Annotated in this window: 12 protein-coding genes; 6 read left to right on the top strand and 6 right to left on the bottom strand. The window is 58.7% G+C overall.

Features of this window, described 5'->3' with window-relative positions; translation table 11 throughout:
* Nucleotides 1-843 (top strand): HTH-type transcriptional regulator CysB (gene cysB, locus ACIP1X_RS26030; RefSeq protein WP_400755706.1); only part of this gene is annotated, 843 nt, incomplete at its 5' end.
* Between the two features lie 9 nt (nucleotides 844-852).
* On the opposite strand, the gene ACIP1X_RS26025 is transcribed toward cysB, so the two are convergent.
* Together ACIP1X_RS26025 and ACIP1X_RS26020 are read right to left on the bottom strand one after the other, a co-directional pair.
* Nucleotides 853-1,335 (bottom strand): GreA/GreB family elongation factor, encoded by a 483-nt coding sequence (locus ACIP1X_RS26025; protein ID WP_053122286.1) that lies wholly within the window; start codon nucleotides 1,333-1,335, stop codon nucleotides 853-855.
* A gap of 2 nt (nucleotides 1,336-1,337) precedes the next feature.
* Entirely contained in the window at nucleotides 1,338-1,748 is a 411-nt protein-coding gene (locus ACIP1X_RS26020; protein WP_400648283.1) for a hypothetical protein, read from the bottom strand.
* A gap of 124 nt (nucleotides 1,749-1,872) precedes the next feature.
* Here ACIP1X_RS26020 and earP point away from each other — a divergent pair, with 124 nt between their 5' ends.
* On the top strand, nucleotides 1,873-3,015 hold the full coding sequence (gene earP / locus ACIP1X_RS26015; protein ID WP_400755705.1) for an elongation factor P maturation arginine rhamnosyltransferase EarP: 1,143 nt from the start codon (nucleotides 1,873-1,875) through the stop codon (nucleotides 3,013-3,015).
* Nucleotides 3,016-3,063: 48 nt separating this feature from the next.
* Entirely contained in the window at nucleotides 3,064-3,633 is a 570-nt protein-coding gene (locus ACIP1X_RS26010) for an elongation factor P (protein WP_007908599.1), read from the top strand.
* A gap of 144 nt (nucleotides 3,634-3,777) precedes the next feature.
* Here the strand turns inward: ACIP1X_RS26010 and ACIP1X_RS26005 are convergent, their stop codons facing one another.
* From ACIP1X_RS26005 to ACIP1X_RS25995, 3 genes are all read right to left on the bottom strand, one after another.
* Entirely contained in the window at nucleotides 3,778-4,197 is a 420-nt protein-coding gene (locus ACIP1X_RS26005) for an organic hydroperoxide resistance protein (RefSeq protein WP_034155242.1), read from the bottom strand.
* 232 nt (nucleotides 4,198-4,429) lie between these two features.
* Entirely contained in the window at nucleotides 4,430-4,885 is a 456-nt protein-coding gene (locus tag ACIP1X_RS26000; RefSeq protein WP_400755707.1) for a MarR family winged helix-turn-helix transcriptional regulator, read from the bottom strand.
* Nucleotides 4,886-4,957: 72 nt separating this feature from the next.
* Nucleotides 4,958-5,914 carry a LysR family transcriptional regulator gene (locus ACIP1X_RS25995; protein ID WP_400755704.1) on the bottom strand — a complete coding sequence of 319 codons (957 nt, stop codon included), beginning with the start codon at nucleotides 5,912-5,914 and terminating at the stop codon, nucleotides 4,958-4,960.
* Between the two features lie 111 nt (nucleotides 5,915-6,025).
* Here ACIP1X_RS25995 and ACIP1X_RS25990 point away from each other — a divergent pair, with 111 nt between their 5' ends.
* Complete coding sequence (locus ACIP1X_RS25990; RefSeq protein WP_172680136.1) at nucleotides 6,026-6,775, top strand: sulfite exporter TauE/SafE family protein; 750 nt, start codon at nucleotides 6,026-6,028, stop codon at nucleotides 6,773-6,775.
* Here the strand turns inward: ACIP1X_RS25990 and ACIP1X_RS25985 are convergent.
* Entirely contained in the window at nucleotides 6,765-7,619 is an 855-nt protein-coding gene (locus tag ACIP1X_RS25985) for a LysR substrate-binding domain-containing protein (RefSeq protein ID WP_172680137.1), read from the bottom strand. The two genes, ACIP1X_RS25990 and ACIP1X_RS25985, sit on opposite strands and share 11 nt — an antisense overlap.
* A gap of 97 nt (nucleotides 7,620-7,716) precedes the next feature.
* On the opposite strand from ACIP1X_RS25985, the gene ACIP1X_RS25980 reads away from it, so the two are divergent.
* The gene (locus ACIP1X_RS25980; protein WP_400755703.1) at nucleotides 7,717-7,932 is read left to right on the top strand and encodes a DUF1127 domain-containing protein; all 216 of its coding nucleotides are present in this window, start codon (nucleotides 7,717-7,719) and stop codon (nucleotides 7,930-7,932) included.
* Between the two features lie 64 nt (nucleotides 7,933-7,996).
* Nucleotides 7,997-9,223 carry a winged helix-turn-helix domain-containing protein gene (locus ACIP1X_RS25975; RefSeq protein WP_400755702.1) on the top strand — a complete coding sequence of 409 codons (1,227 nt, stop codon included), beginning with the start codon at nucleotides 7,997-7,999 and terminating at the stop codon, nucleotides 9,221-9,223.
* Nucleotides 9,224-9,760: the final 537 nt, after the last annotated feature.

The following is a 9,760-nucleotide window of genomic DNA, read 5'->3' as shown; positions in this document are numbered from 1 at the left end:
GGCGTCGATGTGTTTGCCCGCAGCTGCAAGCACCTGACCCGCGTCACCCCGGCCGGCGAGCGCATCATCACCACCGCCGGTGAGATTCTGCGTAAGGTCGAAAGCATCAAGCAGATCGCTCAGGAATTCTCCAACGAGAAGAAGGGCACCCTGTCGATCGCCACCACGCACACCCAGGCGCGTTATGCCTTGCCGCCGGTGATCAGCAATTTCATCAAGCAATACCCTGACGTCGCATTGCACATGCACCAGGGTTCGCCGATGCAGATCGCTGAAATGGCCGCTGACGGCACCGTCGATTTCGCCATTGCCACCGAAGCGCTGGAACTGTTCGGCGATCTGGTGATGATGCCGTGCTACCGCTGGAACCGCTGCGTGGTCGTGCCGCAAGGTCACCCGCTGACCAAGCTGCCGAAGCTGACTCTGGAAGCACTGGCCGAATACCCGATCGTGACTTACGTGTTCGGGTTCACCGGCCGTTCGAAACTCGACGAAGCCTTCAGCCATCGCGGCCTGACGCCGAAAGTGGTGTTCACCGCTGCCGACGCCGACGTGATCAAAACCTACGTACGTCTGGGTCTGGGCGTGGGCATCGTCGCCAAAATGGCGGTCGACACCAAACTCGACAACGACCTGGTAGTGCTGGACGCCAGCGAGCTGTTCGAGTCGAGCATCACCAAGATCGGTTTCCGTCGCGGCACCTTCCTGCGTGGTTTCATGTGCGACTTCATCGAGAAGTTTGCGCCGCACCTGACCCGCGAAGTGATGGCCAAAGCCATTCAGTGTCACAACAAGCAGGAACTGGAAGAACTCTTCGACGGCGTCGAACTGCCGGTTCACTGATCCGTTGAATCAGAGCACCTCGGTGACAGCAAACTGTTGCCGGGTGCCCGCCACCAGAATCTCCACCTCATCACCTTCGCACTTGCCCAGCAGACTTTTGCCCAGCGGCGAGCGCGGCGTGATGACGGTAATCGGCTGACCGACCACGTCGACTTTCAGGCCTGCCGCATCCGGCGCCAGAAACAGCCATTGCTCGCGACCCTTTTCATCCTCCAGACCGAGCAGGGCGCCGACTTCGATGCCGCGGTTTTCATCGTAGGCACGTAGCGTCAGGTTCTGGCACAGCGCCAGTGACTGGCGAATTTCCTCGACCCGCTTCGCTTGACCCGCCGCCAGATACGACGCCTCCAGTCCCAGCGTGTCGTACTTGTTTTCGGCGATGTTCTCTTCGTGGGTCGCGGTTTCGTAGGCGGTTTGCGCCGCACGTTCGGCGATGTCGAGGTCGATGCGCAGCTTGTCGAGAATCAGTTGGTGGACGGTGTGCTTGTTCATGATCAATCGCAGAATTGCAAAACGTTGGTGCGGGATTTTTCGCTTGGAGCCGTCTGATCTTGCTGCAGCCAGAACTGGCAGTTGGGGTTCGACTGATTGCGGCTGCTGTTGCGCGCCTGATCCAGACGAGCTTGCTGCTCATTCTTGCGCAGATTTTCTTCGTACTGCTGGAACAGTTGGCTTTGCGGCGGAATGTCCGGCTGAACCGGAATCGCCGCTGGTGGTTTGGCGACTTGCTGAACGGCTTGAGCGACCGGCGCCAATTGTTCAGCGAACAGAAAACGGGAAAGCACCCAGCAAGTCAGCGCGATGGCGAGAAAGCCTAGCCACATGCCCAAGGCAATGCTGCCGGTCAGGCGCAGCGCACTAAGCTGAACAGGCAAGGGGCGACGCGGGTTTGGGCGGTAGGGCATGGCTGCCTCCTGGCGGATGATGACGGGCGAGCGGCGATTGTCGCACGAAGATTAATCGCCGTCGGCTCTTCTGCGCGAGGTGATTTATGCGGACAATTGCGGCTTTTGCCAACGGGAGTCTTGAATGTCGGAACTGAAACCCCGCTGGGATATTTTCTGCACCGTGGTCGACAACTATGGCGACATCGGCGTGACCTGGCGTCTGGCTCGGCAATTGGTCGCTGAGCATGCTTTGCCGGTGCGCTTGTGGGTCGATGATCTGCGTGCGTTTGAGCGTATCTGTCCCGAGATTGATATCAACGTCGCGCAGCAATTTCAGCAAGGCGTCGAGGTGCGGCACTGGCCGAGCGAGTGGCTGCACACCGAGGCGGCCGATGTGGTGATCGCTGCGTTTGCCTGTCAGCTGCCGAGTGATTACATGGACGCCATGGCCGAGCACGAGAAGCCGCCGCTGTGGATGAACCTTGACTATCTGAGCGCTGAAGACTGGGTGATCGGTTGCCACGGGCTGCCGTCGGTCAAATACAAAACCGTGCAGAAGTTCTTCTTTTTTCCGGGATTCCAGCCGGGGACAGGAGGTTTGCTGCGTGAGCATGGTTTGCTGGAGCGTCGTAGGCAATTTCAGCAGGACGCTCAGGCGCAGCGAACATTCCTGCAAGGTTTGGGGATTGATCGCGCCAAGGGTGCGCAACTGATCTCGCTGTTTGCCTACGAGAACGCAGGGCTGGCCAGTTGGCTTGATGTGTTGGCGGCGGACAGTCTGCCGACGCATCTGTTGGTGCCAGAAGGGCGCGTGCTGGGGGATGTCGCCCAGTGGCTGGACGTGGAAACGCTGAGTGTCGGCGCGATTCATGTGCGCCAGTCGTTGACCGTGCAAGTGCTGCCGTTCGTCCGACAGGATCAATACGATCATCTGCTGTGGTGCTGCGATTTCAACGCAGTGCGTGGCGAAGATTCGTTCGTGCGTGCGCAATGGGCGGGGCGGCCGATGCTCTGGCACATCTATCAGCAGGACGAAGACATCCATCTGGACAAGCTCGACGCCTTCCTCGCGCTTTACACAAAAGGCTTGTCGCCGGCCGCTGCTGAGGCGATGAACGGTCTGTGGCGGGCGTGGAGTGCCGGTCAGCCGATCGGTGAACACTGGCTGGCAAGCCGCAAACACTGGCCAGAACTGCAGGAAAATGCGCAAAAATGGTGTCTGGAACAAGGCTTGCAGGCCGATCTTGCCGCAGCGCTGGTACAGTTTTACCTAAATTGGATATGATACGCGGCCTAGATTTTTGTAAATCCCATCCAAATTCGGATATTCGCAATGAAAACTGGTAAAGAACTGAAACCCGGTACCGTGATCCGTCTCGAAAACGATCCTTGGCTGGTTCAGAAAGCTGAATTCACCAAGTCGGGCCGTAACAGCGCGATCATGAAGACCAAGCTGAAAAACCTGCTGACCGGTTACAAGACCGAGATCGTTTACAGCGCTGACGACAAACTGGACGACGTAATCCTCGACCGTAAAGAAGCGACCCTGTCCTTCATCAGCGGCGACACCTACACGTTCATGGACACCACTGACTACACCATGTACGAGCTGAACGCTGAAGACATCGAAGCCGTTCTGCCTTTCGTTGAAGAAGGCATGACCGATGTTTGCGAAGCGATCTTCTTCGAAGAACGTCTGGTTTCCGTAGAGCTGCCGACCACCATCGTGCGCGTAGTTGACTACACCGAAGGTTCGGCTCGTGGCGACACTTCCGGCAAAGTCATGAAGCCAGCCAAACTGGCTAACGGTACTGAGCTGCAAGTTGCTGACTTCATCGAAATCGGTGACAAGATCGAAATCGACACCCGCGAAGGCGGTTCCTACAAAGGCCGTGCTAAATAAGCACCGGTTTTTGCGGAAAGAAAAAGCCCGACCATTGAGTCGGGCTTTTTTGTGCCTGAAAGAAAGATCAAAAGATCGCAGCCTGCGGCAGCTCCTACAGGGATCGGTGTAGGAGCTGCCGCAGGCTGCGATCTTTTGCTTTGTTTACACAGTGACGTGCAAGCGGACGTCGACATTGCCACGGGTGGCGTTGGAGTACGGGCAGACCTGGTGCGCGGCGTCGACCAGCGATTGCGCGTCGGCTTGTTCCAGGCCTGGCAGGCTGATGTGCAGATCGATGTCCAGACCAAAACCGCCGGGGATCTGACCAATGCCGACGTGGGCGGTGATCGACGCGTCATCCGGGATTTTACGTTTGGTCTGGCTGGCGACAAATTTCAGTGCGCCGATGAAGCAGGCCGAGTAGCCAGCGGCAAACAGTTGCTCAGGGTTGGTCGCCGCGCCGCCAGCACCGCCGAGTTCTTTCGGGGTGGCGAGTTTGACGTCGAGGATGTTGTCGCTGGAGATCGCGCGACCATCACGGCCGCCAGTGGAGGTTGCGATTGCGGTGTAGAGAGTTTGCATGGTGAGAGCCTCGTAGGGTGTGGTGTGTTGCGCTAATTGTTTGCGCGCTAATTAAGTGCGAAGTGAATGTATCGCACGAATATTTAGCGCGCAAGATAAATTTCAAAAAATGATTCGTGTTGATTGGCTGAAACACTTGTAGGAGCTGCGGCACGCTGCGATCTTTTGATCTTAAAAACCAGGGTCAAAAGATCGCAGCGTGCCGCAGCTCCTACAGGGGGAGAGGGTGGATTCAGGTGAGGCTGTTTTGCAGGTGACTGCGCAGAGCTTGTAGCTCTGCTTGCAGGTTTTGCAGGCGTTCGATGGAGAAACCGCTGGCGCCGAGAATGCATTGCGGAACGGTTTGGGCGCTCTCTTTGAGCTCACGCCCCTTGGCGGTCAATTCGACAATCACAACGCGCTCATCCTCACGGCTGCGCGTGCGGCTCAACAACCCTTCACCCTCCAGTCGTTTAAGCAGCGGCGTCAGCGACCCCGGATCGGTGAGCAACTTTGTGCTGATTTCCCCGACCGTCAAACCGTCCTTTTCCCACAACACCATCATCGCCAGGTACTGCGGATAGGTCAGCCCCAGCGCTTGCAACAAAGGTTTGTACACCTTGGTCATCATCAGCGAGGTGGAATGCAGGGCGAAGCAGGCCTGATTGTCGAGCAGCAGGTCGTCGCAGGTGTCGCGTTCGGAAGTCATGTCTACGCCTTGATCGTTGATGGTCATGAATCTAGCGCTCGAGTGTTTAATGCGCCAGATAATTTTCCATCGCTAGTGCCGGCCGAGATCCCGTTGCAGCGCCAGATCCCACGGCGGTATAGGGCTGAAGCGCGTTTTCAGGTATTCCAGAAGCAAGCGACTGCGCGAGTGGGTTTGTTGCTCCATGCGCAACGCGTAGATGCCGGTGGTTTCCGGTTTCGGCAGACCGTCGGCGCAAAACAGTGGCAATAATTCGCCGCGCAGCAAGTATTCACTGGCCAGCCACGTGGGCAGATGCGCAATGCCCAACCCGGCCAGCGCCCCGCACACCAAGGCTTCGGCATTGTTGGCGCTCATGCGGATGCGCGCCGGGCGATGCAATTGCATCTGCCCGTCCTGCTCGAAACGCCAGGCGAACGGCGGGGCGAGGCCTTCCCAGTCGAGGCCGTCATGTTCGCTCAATTGCGCTGGAGTGCTCGGCACGCCGCGGCGCTTGAGATAGTCGGGACTCACACAAGCAATGCGCACCATGCTCGCCAGCGGCGTGGCGACCAACCGGGTATCCGCCAGTTGCCCGGCGCGCAGCACCAGATCGACCTTGCCCAGATTGGAACCGCCCATGTCGACAAAACTGTCGATCAGGTGCAACTGCACATCGAGTCCCGGATATAACACCAGAAAGTCGGCAATCACTGGCGCCAGATGCCGTCGACCAAACGCCGCCGGCGCATCAATCCGAATCAAACCTTCCGGCGCGTTGCTCAAAGACACGGCTTCGGCGCGAGCCAGTTGCAGCTCGGCTACGATTCGACGTGCACGTTCGGCGAACGCCAGCCCGGCCGGCGTGGCGAGCACCGCGTGAGTGCTGCGGATAAACAACTGGCTGCCCACGGCGCTTTCCAGGCTGTCGATCCGTCGCGCAATGGCTGATGGCGTCAACGGATGACGACGCGAGACGGCAGAAAAACTGCCGCTCTCCAGCACATCCAGAAACAATCCGAGCTGGTCGGTAAGTTGATTGGGATTCATGGCGAACTCAATGCTTGTGCGAAATCGGCATAGCCATTGTGCGTTGCTGTGCGTTTCCCCGCCAGCCGCGACTGCGTAGGATGATTCGCCTGACGTAAGAGGAATTCGGCTGTGATGGAGTTTTTGTTATATCTGTTGTTCGGCGCCGCACTCGGCACCCTCGGTGGCATCTTCGGCATCGGTGGTGGCCTGATCGCGATTCCGTTGCTCGGCGTTTGGTTTGGCCTTGATCAACAGATCGCCCAAGGCACGGCGCTGGTGATGGTGGTACCGAACGTGATGCTGGCGCTGTGGCGTTATCACCAGCGCAATCGCATTGAGTTGCGACACGCGTTGCCGCTGGCGGTGATGGGGTTCTGCTTTGCCTGGATCGGTTCGATCTGGGCTGTCGGTATCGACGCGCAAACCATGCGCATCGGCTTCGTCGCTTTTCTAGTGGTGTTGTCGGTTTACAACCTGTTGAAGATGTTCGGTCGCCAACCTGCCGCGACGTCCGAGATGCGCTACTCATGGCCGTGGCTTGGTGTGCTCGGCGCGGCGTCCGGCACCATGGGCGGTTTGTTCGGGGTTGGCGGCGCGGTGGTGGCGACGCCGGTTTTGACCAGTCTGTTCGGCACCACCCAAGTGGTTGCTCAGGGCTTATCGCTGGCGCTGGCATTGCCGAGCACCGGCGTAACGCTGGTGACGTACGCGGTGCATCACGAAGTGGACTGGATGATCGGCCTGCCGCTTGCCATCGGTGGTCTGGCCAGTATCAGTTGGGGCGTGAAGGTCGCCCACGCGATGCCGGAAAAACTCCTGCGTGGGCTGTTCTGCGGTTTTCTGGTGCTGTGTGCGGTGATGCTCGCGTTTAAAGTTTGAAGCCTTCGACGATGTGCTCGGCCAGGCATTCGGTGATCGGCGATGGATTGTTCAGGTTGCGCACCAGCATGATGCTCGCCTCCGGCAGCAATGGCAGGTCTTGGTCGGCACCAAGAATGCGCATGTCCGGGGTGATCAGGCTTTCCAGTTGCGCGGTGATCGCCAGACCCGCGCTGACCACGGCCATCAGCGCCGACAAACTGGTGCTGTTGTAGGCGATGCGGTAGTCGCGACCCATCGCGTCCAGCGCATTGCACGCCCACAAGCGGCAGAAACAATCACTGTTGAACATCGCCAGTGGTAGCGGCGTTTGTTCGTGGGCGCTGAAGTTCTGCGCCTCGGCCCAGACGAAACGCTCCTTGCGCAGCAGTTGGCCGATCTCATTGCCTGGCTCGCGGGTGACGATCGACAAGTCCAGGTCGGTGCGCTGCAACAGTTGTTTGGTCGACTCGCAATGCACTTCGATCTGGATCAGCGGATAGAACTGGGCGAATCGCGACAGAATCCCCGGCAGAAAACGCATCACATAATCATCCGGCGTACCGATGCGCACGGTGCCGACCATGTGTGGCTCGCGCAGCGTGTTGAACACCTCACTGTGCAATTTGAGGATGCGCCGCGCGTAACCGAGCAGCACCTGGCCCTCAGCCGTGAGGCGCACCTGACGTCCATCACGCTCGAACAACTGACGCTGTAACACGTCTTCTTCCAGACGCTTCATCTGCATGCTCACCGCCGATTGCGTGCGGTTGACCATTTCGCCGGCGCGGGTGAACCCGCCCTGATCGGCAATCGCGACGAAGGTACGCAGGACATCGGTATCGATACTGGGGTAGGCGGACAATTGATGAATCTCCGTGATGCATGCCATCAGAAACATTCGTTGGATTGATCTTAGCGCCAGGCAGAGACTTGAGCCATCCACAACGGAGGGCAACACGATGAAAGGTCAAAGAGAGTTTGCAAGCGAAGAAAAATTCAGCGGTCACATCGTTTCCGATCTGCTGCACAAGTTTAGCCGCTGGTACGATTTGCACCGTGAACGTGAGTTGCTCGCCAGTCTGAGCGACGAAGCGTTGAAGGACATCGGGGTCAGTCGTGCCGACGTCGAGCACGAAACCGTGCGGCCATTCTGGGACGACCCGATGCATAAATGATGAGGGCGCCGCTACACAAACCACTTTCAGGTGAGGTAGGTTGCGAGCAGACAAGGAGATGCTCATGCCCGCGACACTGTCCTTTTCCCTCAAACAGGCGCGACGACTGGCGCTGGCTGCCCAAGGGTTCAACGGGCGCCAGCCGCCGACCGTCAAAGCCACTCACGTCAACCGGCTGATCGAACGGCTGGGCTTGCTGCAAATCGACTCCGTCAACGCCGTGGTGCGCTCGCACTACCTGCCGCTGTTTTCCCGTCTCGGTTCCTATTCTTCTGACTTGCTCGACCAGGCTGCCTGGAGTTCGGGGCGACGTCGCACGTTGTTTGAATATTGGGGCCATGAAGCCTCGTTACTGCCGCTGTCGATGTATCCGTTGATGGGCTGGCGCATGCTGCGGGCCAAGCGTGGCGAAGATATTTATCAGCAACTGGCGAAGTTTGGTCGCGAGCAACAGGACGTCGTGCGTCGCGTGTTGAGTTCGGTGCAAGAGCAGGGCGCGGTCGGCGCCGGCAGTCTGTCGACCCGCGAAGACAAGGCCGGGCCATGGTGGGACTGGAGTGCGGAAAAGCATGCGCTGGAGTGGTTGTTTGCCGCCGGTGAAGTGACGGTGGCGGGACGACGTGGTTTTGAGCGTTTGTATGATTTACCGGAGCGGGTGATTCCTTCTTCGATCTTGCAGCAGGCATTGCCGGATGAAGCCGAGGCGCAACGGGGATTGCTGTTGCATGCGGTGCAGGCGGTGGGCGTCGGAACAGAAAAGGATCTACGTGATTACTTTCGTCTGAACCCGAGGGATGCGCGACCACGACTGGCGGAACTGGTCGAGGCGGGGCAGTTGCAGATGTGCGAAGTCGCTGGTTGGCGGCAGATCGCTTACTGCCTGCCGGAGCCGAAAATCCCGCGCAAAGTGACGGCGAGTGCGCTGTTGTCGCCATTCGATTCGTTGATCTGGGAGCGCAGCAGGACGGAGCGGTTGTTTGATTTCCGCTATCGGCTGGAGATTTACACGCCGCAGGACAAGCGGGTTTATGGCTATTACGTGTTGCCGTTTTTGCACAATGAACAGATTGCCGCACGGGTTGATTTACGCGCTGAGCGAGCGGCGGGGCGGTTGGCGGTGCATGCGGTGCACGAGGAAGAGCCGGGGCTGGATGAGCAGGGGATGTTGGCGCTGGCGATGAATTTGCAGCGGATGGCGGATTGGTTGGGGCTGGAGCGGGTGCAGCTCAATTGTCAGCGCGAGAGTGCGCTGCGGTTGCGGGTGGCATTGGCCAAGATTGGGTGCGACTGAGCCGACGCCATCGCTGGCAAGCCAGGCTCCCACAGGTTCTCCGTCGTACACAGATTCTGTGATCGACGCGGTCACTGTAGGAGCCTGGCTTGCCAGCGATGAGGCCGGTTCAAACGATAAAGATATCGAACCCTGGCGGCGAACCTGTTGATTGAGGGGGGGATGAGCGGACGCCTTCGCGAGCAAGCTCAGCTCCTACATTGACCGCGTCATTCATCAATTTTGTGCGCGACGCAGATCCTGTGGGGCTTGGCTTGCCAGCGATGAGGCCCGTTCAAGCGATAAAGATCTCGAACCTTAGCGGCGAACTTGTTGATTGAGTGGGGGCTGAGCGGGCGCCTTCGCGAGCAAGCTCAGCTCCTACATTGACCGCGTCATACATCAATTTTGTGCGCGACGCAGATCTTGTGGGAGCCTGGCTTGCCAGCGAAGAGGCCCGCTCAAGCGATAAAGATCTCGAACCTTAGCGGCGAACTTGTTGATTGAGTGGGGGCTGAGCGGGCGCCTTCGCGAGCAAGCTCAGCTCCTACATTGACC

It is taken from the genome of Pseudomonas sp. NPDC088885 (genome assembly GCF_044750025.1).
Classification (GTDB): domain Bacteria; phylum Pseudomonadota; class Gammaproteobacteria; order Pseudomonadales; family Pseudomonadaceae; genus Aquipseudomonas; species Aquipseudomonas rustica.
Note: the sequence above shows the minus strand (reverse complement) of the source record. Positions and strands in the feature narration are given on the sequence as shown.